General features: G+C 46.1%; 9 protein-coding genes. 1 reads left to right on the top strand and 8 read right to left on the bottom strand.

The genetic code is table 11. The features are described from left to right. Positions 1–12 precede the first annotated feature (12 nt). From B3Z23_RS08200 to B3Z23_RS08190, 3 genes are all read right to left on the bottom strand, one after another. Positions 13–2631 carry a YdbH family protein gene (locus B3Z23_RS08200; RefSeq protein WP_294906630.1) on the bottom strand — a complete coding sequence of 873 codons (2619 nt, stop codon included), beginning with the start codon at positions 2629–2631 and terminating at the stop codon, positions 13–15. A 438-nt stretch (positions 2632–3069) separates the two neighbouring features. Continuing rightward, the gene (locus B3Z23_RS08195) at positions 3070–7680 is read right to left on the bottom strand and encodes an RHS repeat domain-containing protein (protein WP_294906626.1); all 4611 of its coding nucleotides are present in this window, start codon (positions 7678–7680) and stop codon (positions 3070–3072) included. A 715-nt stretch (positions 7681–8395) separates the two neighbouring features. Beyond that, entirely contained in the window at positions 8396–9640 is a 1245-nt protein-coding gene (locus B3Z23_RS08190) for a hypothetical protein (protein WP_294906623.1), read from the bottom strand. A 1226-nt stretch (positions 9641–10866) separates the two neighbouring features. Between B3Z23_RS08190 and B3Z23_RS08185 the strand changes: the two genes are divergently transcribed. Next, entirely contained in the window at positions 10867–11865 is a 999-nt protein-coding gene (locus B3Z23_RS08185) for a 2-hydroxyacid dehydrogenase (protein ID WP_294906620.1), read from the top strand. Positions 11866–11904: 39 nt separating this feature from the next. Here B3Z23_RS08185 and B3Z23_RS08180 read toward each other — a convergent pair whose 3' ends face one another. The 5 genes from B3Z23_RS08180 to B3Z23_RS08160 all read right to left on the bottom strand — a co-directional run bounded on the left by B3Z23_RS08180 (position 11905) and on the right by B3Z23_RS08160 (position 16479). After that, a complete protein-coding gene (locus B3Z23_RS08180; protein ID WP_294906617.1) occupies positions 11905–12177 on the bottom strand; it encodes a DUF333 domain-containing protein in 273 nt (90 codons plus the stop codon). A 225-nt stretch (positions 12178–12402) separates the two neighbouring features. After that, on the bottom strand, positions 12403–13068 hold the full coding sequence (gene rpe / locus B3Z23_RS08175) for a ribulose-phosphate 3-epimerase (RefSeq protein WP_294906613.1): 666 nt from the start codon (positions 13066–13068) through the stop codon (positions 12403–12405). Between the two features lie 9 nt (positions 13069–13077). After that, a complete protein-coding gene (locus B3Z23_RS08170) occupies positions 13078–14424 on the bottom strand; it encodes a PTS transporter subunit IIC (protein WP_294907680.1) in 1347 nt (448 codons plus the stop codon). A gap of 120 nt (positions 14425–14544) precedes the next feature. Beyond that, positions 14545–15468: a ribokinase gene (locus B3Z23_RS08165; protein WP_294906610.1), complete on the bottom strand. Its 924-nt coding sequence runs from the start codon at positions 15466–15468 to the stop codon at positions 14545–14547. A 15-nt stretch (positions 15469–15483) separates the two neighbouring features. Continuing rightward, a complete protein-coding gene (locus B3Z23_RS08160) occupies positions 15484–16479 on the bottom strand; it encodes a LacI family DNA-binding transcriptional regulator (RefSeq protein WP_294906608.1) in 996 nt (331 codons plus the stop codon). Positions 16480–16794: the final 315 nt, after the last annotated feature.

Below are 16794 nucleotides of genomic sequence, written 5' to 3'. Positions count from 1 at the left end.
GGTATACGGTTTTCACTGATTAAGTTCCTTTTGTGCAGGTAATTTAAGGTGTTGTGACAATTGCGATTGCAGGTTGTCAGCAAAACTCAGGCTGCGCCACAGCATGAATACATTTTCCTGATGAGTGTAATTCAGATTCACCCGCTGGTCTTTATTACTGAAACGGCTGGTGCCCTGCACACTCGACTTCATGGTCAGTTCACCCTGGCTGGTAAGCTGCAGTGTTGCCTCTGCGCGACTGATTTCCATATACCGTAACCAGTCAACCGCGACTCCGGCAGCCATATTATTACTGGTGATCGAATCAATCAGATCTTTATCTACCCGTAACGTCAGTGGTCCGCTATTTTTTATCCAGCCCTGACGAATCAAATACTTCGGGTCATCAACCAGCAGGGGTAATTCCCCGTCAACACGCCCGGACATGGCGATTTGTTTTGGATGTAACGCGGTAATCAACGGGCTGAGGCTGATATTTTCTGCTTTTAGTACCGCCGGCTGGTGTTGTGGCAACCGCAGGTTACTCAGACTCATCTTCCCGTCCAGCAACGACATGCTGACATCGCTAAGTGTCAGTGGTTGTGACTCGCTCCAGGGATAATGACCTTGCAAACTGGCAGTAATGTGGCTGATGGCTATCTGATTAGTTACACTGCCAATAGTCAGATGAACTGGCTGATGATAACCAAACTGCCAGCGCTGCCGGTGATAACGAAATGGCAGTGAGAAATCGACACCACTGATCTGGTTGTCAGGGGTCCACAAACTCCCCTGACTTATCACCCAGTGACCGCCTGCCTGAAAACCCTGATCCCCGGAAACAGAGAATGCGGCCTGGCCACGGAGCGACCCGCCGGACAGTTTCATTTTCAGGGTCGGCTTAGCCAGTGACTGGAATACCCGCAATGGCTGAGAAGGCCACCAGATTTGACCACGTAATCGTTGACCATCCCATCGGCCCCGGGAAATCAGCGGACCGACCTCCCCGGCAGTGAGTTGTGCCTGGTACTGAAAATTATCCGGACTCAGACCATGGACAGTCACTGGTAACTGTCCTGCCGCCAGTGAGCCACCATAGCCAAAGCGTGAGATTCCGGTGGTTAGCAAAAACTTTCCGTCAAATGTCGGCGCCAAGACGTCCCGTGACCACTGGAGAGGCTGGCTAAGTACCAGCCGGGGAGATTCTGAAGTAATATCCGCATATTTAATCCGGTCCAGCCCGGTTGACAGAGTCTGCACGGTAATGAGCTTGTTTTCCCATTGCCCTTGTCCACTGATATCCCATTGTGCATGGAGTGGCCTCAGATACCCATTTCCCCAGTAACGCCATATCCAGCGTCCGTTATCCGGCCAGAACTGTTCAGCCTTACCAGATAATTGCAAACGATAACGCCCATAGGCAGGTTCATGTAGTTTAAGTATGACCTGGAGTGGCCCGCTAACACCCTGTGGAGCCATACGGACGCCCGCCAGTGGCCAGCGTGCTTCATCGACCTGTAATGTATCGAGAATTTTTCCACGAGCCCGGAGTAATGCACCGCTCAGGAAATGCACTTCAGGCACCAGCAATGAACCGGTCAACCGAGCGGGCAGACTGGCAAAAAACTGTAAATCTGCACTGTTTGCATTCCCGGTAAGGCGCAATGGTAAATCGCTTTGTTGCAGGCTAAGCTTCCCCGGACCAAGGTTAAGTACTGCGTTCCCTTTACCACCGCGACCTGCAGTTAATATATTAAGACGACCGCTGAATTTTGTTTGATCCGGCCCTGCCATCCAGTTGCTTGCTTTGAGAGAAATACCACCCTGCAAAGGCTGGCGGCCAAACGGCCAAAACCACTCTCCCTGACTAATTTCTATGGCTTGTGGTGTGACAGTCCAGGGGAGTGATAATAGATACCGTGGTTGCTGAGGCGTGGTCAGTAAGATTTTACCACTTTGCTGCTGCCAGCGGAGTGTCAGATTTAAGGGTGTTTGAGCCAGAACGAATTGTCCGTTGATTGTCCCGGTTTCAGGCCACCCGGTTATCAGCGGTGAAAGGCTGATATTCCCGTCGATCATCACCGTCCCGGGTAATCCCATCTGAGTCAATTGTATTTTTTTAATCTGCAACTGTTGCTTATCAAGCTCAGCCTCAAGTTGTACTGTTCTGCCGGTAAAGTTCAGAGACTGACGTCCGTGCCTGTTCATCAGTGTGATTTCACCTGAATAATCTGGCCAGGGCAGCACCTTGAGGTTTTTTACATAGACACGGGCATCCGGCAATAGATTCTGCCAGTCAGCGATGGTTTTCGCCGGGGTTGCCGAAGCAGAAGATGTTGACGGTAACCGGCTCAGACATGCAGAGTCGATGCTAACGTCTGCAGCCGTTAACCGCCATATTTGCTGTTGGTAGCCCAGAGATAACGCCGTAACAGAGGCAACTTGACAATCTGCGCTGGCCAGAGTGATATCCGGTAATACCAGAGCTCGGTCAGTAACATGTAACCGCCCTCTCAGTTGCAAATGACTTCCTTCCGGTAACCATAATCCTGCCAGCCGCGGCACCCAACGGTTTACTGAGAGTACTGCTGTTATGACAACAACCAGCAGGCTTAACAAAATGATCAGGAACTTTGGCCTTTTTCCTGTCATAAATAGTGCATCCTGTCTCCGGATCTGGGTTTTTGGGGATAGTTAATCTGTGGCGTTTGTTTCTGACGACTACAGGTCTACAGGTCTACAGGTCTACAGGTCGTAATAGCAGAAGTTTTATGCTATTGCGAGACTCTGTGCACATTGCCCGAAAAACGTTACTGTATTTATAAAATAAATATGGATTACAGGAAAATTAATTTTTAAAAACACATCCCTTTAGACAACAAAGTCTGACATCACGTAGAACGTGAAAAATGGGCTCTTGTACGATCAGGCTTCAGCCCCCGGATTAACGGGGGACTTATCTATAGCAATACCGGCATCATGTTTGCTGCCGGGTAAATATGTTACCACCGCCGGTTTTTAAAGTGCAGCGTCTGCTGTAATGACAGCAGACGACATGGAAGTTAATGACAGGATTTTACTGAATTCACCCTAAGAGATTTTCCACCGTTCACCGGTTCGTGAGGCCAGCGCCGAGTTCTGCGGATAATAAATACGTGGCGAGGGTTTATGTGACCGGCGCCCTGTCAACAGACGTCTGATATCATGCTTTCGGTAAAGAGCATGCACTTCAAAACTGGCATCCTCTGCTGCATTAATACCCAGACTAACGTTAGAGGTCCTGTGTTTTGAGTACCCTATCACAGGGCGACCGATATTATCGGCCAGTATCTGAGCCGCCCCCCTCTTAGCATAACAACTGTTTAAATGCAGTGGCGTTTTACCTGTGCTGAGGTCTATGCCGTATGACTGCTTAAGTATTCCATTGAGCTCAGCAGGATTAATAATCTTAGCTTCACTGACGTAATATAACGGCCCATCGGATAAATATTCCATGATATCAAAATTGTATTCAGCTTTCCCTCCGATAGAAAAAGCAGGCTCTTTGCTCCCGTGTAAGATAAGCCCTTCTTCTGACAGTCCACGCCAGTTATCGGTGTAACCAAGAGAATATACAGAGTCACTGTAGGGTTTGAAGGTCTCGTCAAGCACAGTAATATTCCAGGACTGTCTGTTCCCCGACGCAAATTTAAGTCGGCTGGCAGCTGATCTGACGCCCTGCATGACACCTGTACCCAGCCCTGCCAGCCCGTTAGCCATTGATACCCAACCCAAAATAGATGACACTTGCGGATTACTCTCTTCCGCTACACCACTGGCTATCCCCGTCACGTCTGCGACCACGCTCAGACCGCCGACAACAAGAGAAGTCGCTGAGGCAGCTCCCATTGCCGCCATCACTCCGCCTGCAGCCGCTATCGAGGCTCCCGCTGTAAAAACCGAGAATGCCAAACCCAGCGTACCCGTTATGATCCCAAAAATACCCTGCCAACTGATGTGTCCTGACGGGTCTGTATAGTTCACCGGATCGCCTGAACAGTATGCATACGGATTTATTCCCCCGACCCCGAACGGGCTCAGGCTGTCCGGGCAGTTAAAGCGCATTAACACCGGATTGTAGGCCCGGTAACCGTTCCCAAGATGATAACTCCCGCTCACCGGGTCAGCGCGCTCACCGTTAAATCCTGGCAGCAGTTCTGTCGCATCACCATTGCCGTAAGGCGACCAGCTGTGCTGTTGTGCTTTCTGCCCATTGCCGTCATGTGACCACAGCAGACTGTTATTCTGGTCACCTGCGGTTAGCGTTAATGTGCTGCCGTCGCTCACCCCCAGACAGCTATGGCCATTTTTAATCAGCCGCATTGTCTGTTTTTTCTCTACAAGAACCTCGTTAACCAGCTCATTAGCCTGGTAGTACAATTGCCGGGTATCTCCGTCAGTGACGTTCTGGCTGACCAGCCGGTTCAGGGCATCATAACTGTAGCTGCCACCTCTAATATTGTCCCCGCTGACACTGACCAGCCTGCCAATGGCATCATAATTCAGTAAACGTCCTGCTTCATCCTGCGTCATGCGCCCATCGGCATCATATTTAAGCGTAATAGTCTGAGGGTAATCCGCATGGGTATGATTTACTGAAGTCAGTTGTGTCGGGTCATTACTGTTTTCATAGTGATACGTAGCAGTATTAATACGGCCGTCCGCCAGTGTGGTGGTGACTAAGGTCAGGTTATTCAGTGCATCATACTGATAGGTTTGCGCTGTCATCTTATGGCCATACGCATCCTCCGGAAGAGTGTTACCGGTTACTGTATACTCTGTCAGGCGGTTACGAACATCATAGTCATACCGTTCATCTTTAACTACGCTACCCTCCTGTTGTGTGGTTCGTGAGGAGATCAGGTCATTTGGTAACCAGGCCTGGTTCAGCGTCAGCGCGACGCCACTGCTGTCAGTGATAGTACGGCTAACCTCACGGTTAAAATCATCATAATGCAGTCCGGTTGTCAGTGAGACGTGAGTGGCGTTGTCCGTTACGGTCTGTACCGACAGGCGGCTCAGTTCATCGTATTTCAGGCCGACGGTCAGCGCGTCGTCAGTGAGAGTGATCACCCTGCCATACTTATCCCGGTCACTGGTCGTCTGCCCCGCACAAATATCCGTATACCCTGTCAGTTCCCCTGCCAGGCTGTACATATATCCCGCCTGGCGCATTTCGCCGTCCCGGCTGAACGTTTCGCCTGCCAGGTTTCCGGAGGGGCTCCACAACTGATGGTTTTCCGTACTGCCTTCCTTCGCTGTTAACTGGTCGCCGGTTACGGGATCATAACTGAAGGTCTGCGTGATACCGTTCACTGTCAGGCTGCTTACCACATTTCCGAGTTCAGGAATATACTTATACTCCAGTATATTATCTGACGGCAGCGTCACCAGAGAAGGAACCGGAGAGGCTCCCTCATAAGTATACGTTGTGGTGCGCCCTCCGCAGACTTGCTCTGTCAGGCGGCCCAGACTGTCGAAGGTCTGTGTCCCTAGCAGCCAGGTCCGCGTCTGCCCATACGCATCCGGTCCGTTCACGCTGATTCTGGCCACACTGTCATTGGTCAGGTGAGGAGCATAGCACCGCGTAACTATACTCCCGTCCGGCAGGGTTAGCGTCAGTACCCTGCCATATTCGTCGTAAGTTCGCTCCGTGTCATTATTCCGTTCATCCGTTACCAGCCGCAACCGACCGAGGCCATCCCACGAATAGTGGCGAGCACCTACAGACTGTCCGCTTGTATCAGTGCGCTCCTCCATCAGAGGCATCATACTTTGCACATCATATGTTGTGGTGTTTTTCCCTGAACTCAGATAATCGTTACCTGCACTACCCTGAGAATAAGTACTATTGATAAGTGCAACCAGATCGGTTTGTTGCAGATCTTGTGTGCCATCGGAAAAGGCCCTCTGGCTGATGCTCCCCCATCCATCGTATGAGGCTGTCGCGTCGACACTGAATTGTTCTGAAGAGACAGGGAGCCAGTCATGGCTGATACTGCTGCCCACATCTCCCAGCGGCGTGTAAGTTCGGGACGCCACCTCAAACCACTGCTGCGTACCATCTCTGTCAAGGATCTGAAGGCTAATCTCTCGCCCCATCCCATCGTGGTAGATTTTTAGCTGATTACCGTTCTCATCGGTCACCTTAGTGACGGGGGCATTCTTTTCAAAGGCATAGGCCCAACTGTGGACGTTTTCATAAGGTGTACCCGAAGCCACCGTCCGGGTCAGCGGGCGACCGATTTTGTCGTAAGTATTGGTTACTGTAACATTTTGTGCATCAGTCTCTGACAGAACCAGGCCCGTGTATCTATGACTGAGAATTGACCGGGATAATGTTATCTTGTCATGGCCGGTAAATGTTTCGGTCTGAATGAGACCCTGCACAGTGCTCTGATAGGTAAAGTCCCGCTGGCGGGAAAATGAATCGGCACGGGTGATATCGGGGGTAAGAGTCGTGTTCTGCGATTTTTCTCGTGCATAGGTCAGCGTGTCAGTGATGTCGTTATAATAGTCCCGTGCCACCACCTCCCGTACACTGCCTATGTTAAGCACTTCTGTATCAGACACCAGTGTGTAACCATTGCCATCTGACTTGCTCAACTTTTTCCAGGTCGTGACTGTAACAGAGGCTGGTTCATCTCCTTTAATCTGAGGCGGCGTGACTGTTTTACTCTTCTGCCAACGGACAAAACCATAGGGATCTGCCGGACAGGCGTTACCATCACCCTCCGCCGGATAGTATTCATACTCTGTGACGGTACCCTCAGGTGTCTCCTGGTGCAGCGGGTTCCCCGACTCATCAAACTGCGTGAGTGTGACCCGTGTGCGGCACGCGGCACCACTTTCATCGCTCCAGGACTCGATCTGTTTTGCCGGAAGGGCATATTGTGCGGGTTGCTCCTCAAACATCACCCCAGGTCGGGCATGGTACTCCGTCGTTGTTGAATAGATTTTACCTTGCCGGAGTCTGGTTTCGGATACCTGTAAATGGTAACTATTATAGCGACGGGTTATCGTACCTGGCACGGTAATGCCGTCAGTATCCACTACCTTAGCCGTGGAGCCGTAAAGATAGTCAATAAGCAGAATATTCAACATCTGATCGGTATCAGGTTGCCACTGATTCAGACCCGCATTTTTGCCAAGGTAATTATTCTGTGTCCAACTCCAGGAAGTGACTATCTGTGGCTGTCCGTTGCCTGGCATCACAGTGTGCTGGTGAACACAGGGTAATTCGGGTAAACCAGCATTTTCCGGAAAGGCCATCCCGGAGTCAGAGTAATAGGTTACTTTTTCTTTCTTACCGGTTGGAAAAGTCAGACCAGTGAGGGCCCGGTAACTGTCCAGTGGCCCCACGTCATTGTAGTCAAACGTCCAGACTAAAGCCGGCTCAACCGACATGCTGGTCACGCTGATGAGATGTTCATCCGTGAACCTGAAAATCATGCTGTAGCCCGCCTCAATGTCGTCTGGCAACAGTGAGAATTTTGTAGTGGCTAGTGAGCCATCAGGATAAGTAACCGAGAACAGTACGGAACCATCACTATCTGTGACCCGGGACAGGCGTGCAGGGGTGTACGTCGAATCCCATGTAAACGTCAGCGTGCGCCCGTCAGGTGCAATGATTTGCGAGGTAACGTAAACATCCTTATACAAGGACAGAACCTCGGTCAGCCCGGACTTATGAATAATCTGACAATGTGTGTTGTCCGTTTTATTTAAAACGAAGTTTTTAAGCTTTTTTTGTTTGACTGACAGAGTTTGAATATTAACGCGATATTCTTCACCTGAGGAGAGTTGTAGTTTGCCGGTATTCGTGTCGCAGGAGGACAAATTAAGACTGAAACCGGAACCAAATCCGTGATTGACATCCGAAAGTGGGCTATATATAAGTGACAGGGACAATATCGGTCCGGCCAGTGAACCGGAGTGAAGATTGACCAGCGGAAAGGTTACGTTAAACAATCCGGTCCGGGGATCAACTCCACCGCTGACGGAGCTAATGAAGTTTGATGATTGTGAATAAAAATCAGAATTAGATACAGTCATATTAGATATCCTATAGCATTACTTCATGATCGTTCACTTCACCGGCAAGATAAGTGCTTCAGTTATTTGAGAGTAGTATTGTCCATATATGTGTTCAGCCGTTGTTACCGTGGCTAAGCCAGTACAAAGAAACAGTAAACTCCCTCCTGAGCAACACGCAGACATAGAAAGGCTCAGGAGAAAACTGAAGTGTGTGTATAATAATATATAATACCCGGGGAGAAATTTATCCTTGCCGGGATAATACGGGATAACACAACACCTAACCATCAGGGGTAACCTTACTTCCTGATGGTTAGCGTATTCTTATAGTCCGTGACTATCAGGAAAGAGTCACAGTAGCATTAACATCGGAATTAAAGCTCACAATAAACTGACCTGAGTTCCCATAATTATCTGTAATGGATACGGTGGCCGTATTTTTTAATTGTGACCCGGAGGGTTTACAATAGAGACCCCAATATATTGATGAGCTGTTGGGTATATGAAGCTGGTAAGCATAAACTGTAACTTCATTATCATATGCAGAGGCCGCATGGTTTGGTATTTTATCTGAAGTGTTGCTCCGGGTGAAGTTTGGCCAGTATGCCCAGGTGGATGCATCATAGCGCCCGCTCTCCGAGCCGCTAAAATACAAAGACGGCCAGCCAACCTGATACATTGCCATACATGTGTAATTAGGGTTCAATTCTGGTGGGTGCCCAATTTTCTTTCCATCTTCAGGCTCTATATACCAGCTATTCAAATAGCAACCGTTCCCATCACTATCGTTAGGTGAACTGTGCGCCAGCACCAGTGCATATGGGGCTTCATTATTTACATACCATGCTTTAACCGGATAACTAGCCGGGATACCCGAGCTCAGCACTTTTTTATATTTAATTTCATATCCATTACTCAATATTATTTTTATTCTTTTGTGCTGGACAGTACATGTGTAATGACTAAAGGAATTCAGCCCCCATATTTGGTTATAATAATGATAATCGATGCCGTTTGTTACCCATTCTTCGGGATAAACCTTCAGGTATTGGGATGAGTTATAGTTTAATCTGGAAATTGCATTAACCTTAACACTCGATTTTTCCACTCCCAGGGCATTATCTGCGGTGGTATAGTGTTGTCCATTATCGGTATCGCATCGCACAGCAATACGTTTAACGTTAACATCTGTCGTGTATAGATAAAATATTAATAACGTTACTGATTGTACTGCATCAGCATCAGAACTAACGCCAGGATTATTGTTTGACGATGTTTTGTTTGCAGACTTATTGACAATCTCCCTGCAAAATTCATTTTTATTTATGGTATAACACCAACCACTGCTTCCATTAATAGCCAGTTTTTTATCGCTTTCAGCATGGCAAAGTGATAAAGCATTTTGCCATTCACGTTCTGATATTTCCATAGCGATATCTTCGCCAGCCACCGTTTTATAAGCATTAGCAATGACCTCGATGGCCAGCTGGTTTTTTCCGTTGGCATAAATAGAAGGGGTAAGTGAACCTGACGCAGCAGAAACTTTAAGTTCAATACTGGTCGCATCATTTAATGAATCAGCCATTTTAATTACTCCATTGTGATGTCACGAAATATCTGACATCCGTTATCGTATATGTGAACCCCCGTTTTTTTTAGTTTCACGTATCTTATGTTTATATGAAATTCTGAAAAAACAAAAAGATGTAGAAGTGTAACAAAAATTATATTTTACCGAAAACCCTGGCGATTATTATAAATCATGAGCGGGAAACCATTGGTTCGCAAAAGAATACGCTACCATCTCATAAAAAATAATATTTTATGTTGTTTTTACTTTCTGGTTTTCGTGAAAAAAACACATTGCAGATAATAGTTTAGCCTTAAATTATACCAGGAAGTTATTTGTAAAAATCTTAAAAATGTTAAGATTTTCGCAACTGGAAAGTTTATAGCATCACGTAAAAAAAGGAAAGCATTGTAGGTAAAGAATAAAAACAAACCAACGTGTTAAAAATAACATAAGTAGATCTTTTAGGGCTTTTAAGGCTCATGGCCGGTTACATTAGAGATATTTTATTCCTTTGATAAAACCCATGGCATTTTTCCAGACTCAGCACGAAAACTCATTCATCTTATAAATCCTCTTACCCCACTAAGGATAAACGTTATTTACTCATCATGTTGGATGAATACCATCAATCTATAGAAAAGAAAAATGTCTGAGCCCTGTCCGGGATTCGCCGGTACACATTCAGATGGCCATCAGTGTCGTCCCACGAGGCGCAAGCCTCCATCGCCAAAACCCCGCTGAATAATTTTCTGAAATGACCAGAGGGAAAACCATTCAACAATCACGTGTCAGAAGTCCCCGAATACGTGATTATTAAATGCCGTTCTATGGAAACGTGCGGTTTACTGGTTCCCTCAGTAAGGAAGTTACGCTTTAGGCAGTAACGCTTTTGAAATCATAGCATCAACGTCAAGCCCCTTGTGCAGTACCTGAGTAACTACTGATACGTTTAAAATATTACTATTAGGCGATATAGTTATCTTGTCATCATCAGAGGATATGATGATTTCTCATCCAGCTGTCCGCAGAGATATATAGGACAGAACCAGCATACAGTGCACATAATGAATATTCCCCTCAGTAAAAAGACGGGTTCCGGCCAGCCGCGGCATCCATAAAATAACCGCACAGATTATCCCTGTCGACATAAGTGGTGTGAAATTTCTATTTTAGGTAATAATGTAACGAAACGACATTATCACGGGCCATTCCCTGCAAAGTTAACACGGAGTTAAGCAATGAAAATCGCCGTCTACAGCACTAAGAATTATGATCATCATTCTCTGGAACTCGTTAATCAGCAATTTGGTTGCTCATTGACCTTCTATGATTTCAGACTCAACAGGCATACTGCGAAAAATGCCGCAGGTTTCGATGCAATCTGTATTTTTGTTAATGATGACTGTAATGCGCAGGTTATCCTTGAACTGGCCGGCGTCGGTGTCCGTTACATCGCCCTACGCTGTGCCGGCTTTGATAATGTTGATTTACAGGCTGCTGCCGCTGCAGGGATCAGCGTGGTCAGGGTGCCGGCGTATTCCCCTGAAGCCGTTGCGGAACATGCCGTCGGGTTAATGATGACGCTGAACCGGCGGATACATCGCGCATATCAGAGAACGCGTGATGCCAACTTTTCTCTGGAAGGTTTGACCGGATTCACGATGCATGGAAAGACGGCTGGAATTATCGGTACCGGCAAAATTGGGCTGGCAACCCTGAGAATCCTGAAGGGGTTTGGTATGCGATTGCTGGCCAGTGATCCATACCCGTCACAACAGGCACTGGATTTACAGGTGGAATATACTGATATTCCGACACTCTTGGAGCAGTCAGATATTATCTCCCTGCATTGCCCGTTAAATTCTGCCAATCACCATCTGCTGGATGCTGCGGCATTTTCCCGCATGAAAGACGGTGTGATGATTATTAACACCAGTCGCGGTGGTCTGATTGATTCTCAGGCCGCTATTGAAGCGCTGAAACAACAAAAAATCGGTGCACTGGGGATGGATGTTTATGAAAAAGAACGGGATCTGTTTTTTGAGGACAAATCCAACGATGTTATTCAGGACGATATATTCCGCAGACTTTCATCCTGTCATAACGTATTATTTACAGGGCATCAGGCTTTTCTGACCACTGAGGCCCTGAGCGCGATCGCTCAGGTCACTCTGAACAATCTCCGGCAATTAGCACAAGGGCAAGTTTGTAATAATCAGGTGTCGGCCGACACTTAACTCCCCAATAGCCTGCTAAATGCCGGGTACTGCGCTCGTTTAACGGGCGCAGTTACCACTGATCAATGCGTTTTCGCTGCAACGTTTGCCGTTTGCCAACTGACACATACCAATTCGGCTACCATCCAGTTGACGGGAATATGCCAGAATACCCCCTGCCCCCGCACAGTTGCTTTCGGCTAAAGAGGACATCACCACTGGCTGAATATGCGCCGCCGTTGCCTGCTGTGGCGGTTCATTATTATCGTTATTACTACTGCAGGCAGAAAGGAACACAGTGGCAGTGACCAGCAATATCGTGGCTATTTTCATCGATCGGGCTCCGGGGATTTTGTCAGTTCGCAACACAGAATATGTCAGCAAGGGCCACAGGTCGAGAGCTGTTACATGTTTTTACGATTTACCGCAAAGAAATAATTACCTCCCGTAAACCGAATGACAGGAAAAATAAAAAACGGTTTATATGGCGGCCATTCTCACCATTACGCCGGCGGTTAATAAACGAGAGGATACACAGAGTATCCTCTTCCGGATAACTTAGCGGGCCGAAATAATTTGCCGGGTTTCCTGCAAATTCTCAATCAATGTACCTCTCTGATGAAACAGAGCACTGGTGCCCAGCACGAACATCGAGGCACCTTCAGTATGACACAAACCAAGAGTGTGATGACCGATATTGCCATCCACTTCGATAATTGCCTGACTGTCCTGCTCTTTAAGCCAGTTTGCTGAGAAAACGACTTTTTCATGCATCCTTTCAATGAACTTTTGACCGGCAAATCCCGGGTTTACTGTCATAATCAGGAGTACATCGATAAGATCAATGACATGCCCCAGTTTTTCCACCCGGGTAGAGGGGTTCAGGGCAACACCCGCTTTAATTCCATAGCTGCGGATTTTAGTTAATGCGGCATGCAAATGAGTGACGGCTTCAGCATGAATGCTTATAATATCGGCCCCCGCCTCTGCCAGCGGTTGTATGTAACGCTCCGGGTTTTCAACCATCAGATGGACATCTATTGGCCTCGTTGTCAGTGGCTTAATCAGCTTTATAAAATCAATGCTCAGGGCAAAATTATCGACAAATTGCCCATCCATAATATCAATGTGATAAAAATCAATATTTGCTGTTTCTAATTCTTTAATTTGCTGCCCCAGGTGTAGTAAGTCTGCACACATAAGTGATGCACCCAGTAGTTTCATTGATTCACCTCAGATTTTATTTGAATTCATAACGAAGCGTGTTGCGTTAATCATCTGCATTTTTCTGAAGTACCAGATAAACATAGCGATATAAATCACAACAGCAACACCAGACATCAGTAACATCTGTGAATTAAGAGAGACGCTGGCCTTAGCAATCAGTAACGAAAGCATTTTTTCAATCGGGTCAGAGTCGACAGAAGAAAACATCTGCGTATCTGATAAACCTTTCGGAAAACTATTCATCGCGATAGATGTCTTCGTGACAAACTCTGCGATTAAGGTCGCTGCCCATAAAAATAACGGAATAAGCACAGTCCCTATGAGAGTCATTCTGATCACCTTTCCCTGGGTGATAATCAGTAATGCAGGGGCCAGCACGGTTAACAGAATTCCGCCCAACGGCAACACAATATTGCCGGGAAGAATTATGGCAATGACCAGTAATACAGGAGCGAGAATATTAGCTACGGCCCATAACTCTGCTCTGGAGGCGAGGATTGGCCAGTCAATAGCTACATAGATCTGACGGCCCTGGAATTTATTCGCCATCATGCTGGCGATTCCGTCAGATAAGGGTTTTATCGCCGGACCAAACCAACTGCCGACAGCACTGAAAAGTTCAAGTGAAACCCCGGCAGTGAATGCCAGTATAAACAATTCACTCATCGGCAACTTACCCAGGACTCCGACAAAAAAACCCAGATAGACACCGATAGCAAATTTGGATCCCCAGAAACCAATTTTTTCATTAAGTTTTTCCGCATCAAAATCAAACTTATCAATCGACGGAAATAACCGGGTGATAAGTTCATTAATCAGCAGGACTGGCGGGCAAATGAGCAGCGATGGATGCGCAGTGGTGGTAATACTTTTATCATCATATCTGAGCAGTTTTTTTATTTGCGGTTGCATCACATCGGAATTTAACAGCATCAGGATATAAATCCCTCCGACGATGCAACTGGTTAACACAATATTATCTTCAGAATAAAACAGGGTGAGAAGGCCGATCACTGAGAGATTCCATATATTAAATAAATCCACATTGAGCGTTTTTACTTTTCTAAAGGATAACATAATAACATTAATGGCAATGCACAGGGCTGCAAAATACAGGGTGTACATTGACCCCCAGGTAATTACCGCCAACGGCGCCCAGCCTAAATCTGTTACAGATAATGATACACCTGTTGATTCAACAAATTTATTTAATGCGGGTGCGAAAGCACCTGTCAGTAAGGTAATAACCGCACCCATCCCCGTGAGTGCTACTGCCATCAAAATACCGCCTTCTAATGCTTTAGATATCTTAACCCTGAAAAACAAGGAGAGCAGCGTTATGATGAAAAACATCATTGCGGGTGCACCCAGCGAAATAAATGCTGAGAAATAACCATTTAATTGTGCAAACATACAGGCATTCCTTCCTGTTCAAAGAATAGATAATCCGGATTTATCAATATGAGGTAAATATCAGACAGACATTCTTTCTGATACAGCGCTGACCTCTTCCATTGCGGGTATAGCATCATGACCACCGGTCCGGGAAACTTTAATCCCCGCAACAATCTGAGCAAAACGAAGGGCACCCTCAATATTATTCGTATCATCAATCAGGTAACTTGCCAATGCACCGGCAAAACAGTCACCGGCTCCCAGCGTATCAACAGCTTTAACACTGAGTGCCGGAATAAACACCGACATATCACCCTGATATAAAAGACATCCGTCCCCTCCCATTTTGATTATCACGCTTTTAACCCCCATAGCATGTATCATCTTCGCGGCCTTCAGCGCCGAGCATTCATCATTAACAGTAATGCCTGTGATATGCTTTGTCTCACTGCTGTTCGGAACAATCAGGTCTGCGTAAGGAAAACACTCTGTATCTATTCCCCCGACAGGTGCAGGATCAAGGATAATAAACATCCCTTTTTCACGTCCGGTACGCATCGCTGCCAGCACTGACTCTTTACTTGTTTCCATCTGGATAAGCAGGATTTTTCCCTGAACTTTACCCAGCGTGTCGCTCACCTCCTCAGCTCCAAAGGCAAAATTCGCTCCGGTATTGACCAGCAGAGTATTGTCACCATCAGGTTCAAGAAGCCCAACACAGGATCCGGTTTCAGCCCCTTGTTTGATTATCATGTAGGTATCGTCAATTTTTCTTTTCTTCAGATTTTGTCGTAACTGCCGTCCGGTATCATCATTACCAATACAGCCGATAAAACAGACTTTTCGACCAAACCGGGCAGCACTGACGGCCTGATTATTACCTTTTCCTCCGGCAGTCATTTGAATAGATTTACAGAATGAGTTATCACCACTGTGTGGAAACTCATGGCAGGTAACAATTACGTCCATATTTATACTTCCGATAACAATGATATCGTACATATCCGCTCCTTAGTTTCACGTTTTCTTTATAGTAGATTCCCTGATGACTATTTCCGGAATAATACTTAAACATTTCACCTGTGTCTGATGATGTATTAACTGAATGATTGTATTTATGGATAACTGACCGATCATGCTTATCTTCTGGTCAACTGAAGTCAGACGGGGAATAAATATTTCATCCATTAACGAATTATCGTATCCGATGACCTGTACATCTTCGGGAATTCGGATTCCGGAATCAGCACATGCCCGCATGGCCCCAAATGCCATAGCATCATTTGAACAAAAGAGTCCATCAAACTGAACGCCTGTTTTTATGAACTCAATAAAGTCACGATATCCTCCGCTGGCAGTCAGATCGCTGTGAATCACTGTAATATCTTTTCGGGCTGTGTTGTCTGTTATAACAGCTCTGAAACCAGCCATACGTTGGTTTGCGATATCATCACCAGCTGCCCCTGATAACATCACAAGATTATGGCAGCCGTTGTCAAGCAGATGCTGTGCCGCAATCCGGCCTCCTGAGCAGTGGTCTACAGTTATCGAAGAAAAACCGGGTTCTGAAACAGAGCGATCGATTGTTATCGTTTTTATACCCTGTCGCTCAAGCTTTTCGAGATCATTCCCCGTGACAGACAATGAATTTATTATTGCACCGCAAACAAAGTGGCTTTTCATCGTGTTGAGATAATATTTCACTTTATATCTGTCATCACTGCTGTTAAAAAACATCGTGTTATAGCCATTTTTGTTGGCTTCGCTTTCTGCTTCGGACAGTAATTCAGAAAAGAATGGATTGTTTAGCGTAGGTAGCATCACTGCGATTAAGTCAGCACGGCGATGAGACAGGTTTTTTGCCATGGAGTTAGGGACATAATCCATATCATCTATTATTTTCAGGATATATTTACGCATATCTTTACTGATGTCACTTTTGTTGTTCATTGCTCTCGACACGGTAGCTACTGAAACGCCTGCTTTCTTCGCGATATCTTTAATGGTAATCATTTTTTCTCCGTAACCGGTTACGAAACAATACCTCCTGAATTAAATTAAAGTCAAACGACTCATTTCAATGATCCGGAGCAGTATAGAATGTAACTCACTGATATGAAATCATATATATTTAAACACCCCCTGGATTTATATTATTTTTTTATGAGTTGTGTCACATCAAAGGATATAAACAGCAACCATTCCGTTTATTAGCGGGTGATTATTCTCTGGTACAATAAACATTAAGAAGAGTTAATGAAATTAGAGAGTTGGTATTAATGGGAATAAAACAGGCGTTAATTATTAATGATATTTAATATTACAAAC

Origin of the sequence: Tatumella sp. UBA2305 (genome assembly GCF_002345795.1) — a bacterium.
Taxonomy (GTDB): domain Bacteria; phylum Pseudomonadota; class Gammaproteobacteria; order Enterobacterales; family Enterobacteriaceae; genus Tatumella; species Tatumella morbirosei.
Note: the sequence above shows the minus strand (reverse complement) of the source record. Positions and strands in the feature narration are given on the sequence as shown.

Bases quoted from the DNA above. Each gene is read 5' to 3' on its own strand.
- B3Z23_RS08170 (WP_294907680.1), bottom strand. From the start codon at position 14,424: ATGTTTTTCATCATAACGCTGCTCTCCTTGTTTTTCAGGGTTAAGATA.
- B3Z23_RS08160 (WP_294906608.1), bottom strand. From the start codon at position 16,479: ATGATTACCATTAAAGATATCGCGAAGAAAGCAGGCGTTTCAGTAGCT.
- B3Z23_RS08185 (WP_294906620.1), top strand. From the start codon at position 10,867: ATGAAAATCGCCGTCTACAGCACTAAGAATTATGATCATCATTCTCTG.
- B3Z23_RS08180 (WP_294906617.1), bottom strand. From the start codon at position 12,177: ATGAAAATAGCCACGATATTGCTGGTCACTGCCACTGTGTTCCTTTCT.
- B3Z23_RS08190 (WP_294906623.1), bottom strand. From the start codon at position 9,640: ATGGCTGATTCATTAAATGATGCGACCAGTATTGAACTTAAAGTTTCT.
- B3Z23_RS08200 (WP_294906630.1), bottom strand. From the start codon at position 2,631: ATGACAGGAAAAAGGCCAAAGTTCCTGATCATTTTGTTAAGCCTGCTG.
- B3Z23_RS08165 (WP_294906610.1), bottom strand. From the start codon at position 15,468: ATGTACGATATCATTGTTATCGGAAGTATAAATATGGACGTAATTGTT.
- rpe (WP_294906613.1), bottom strand. From the start codon at position 13,068: ATGAAACTACTGGGTGCATCACTTATGTGTGCAGACTTACTACACCTG.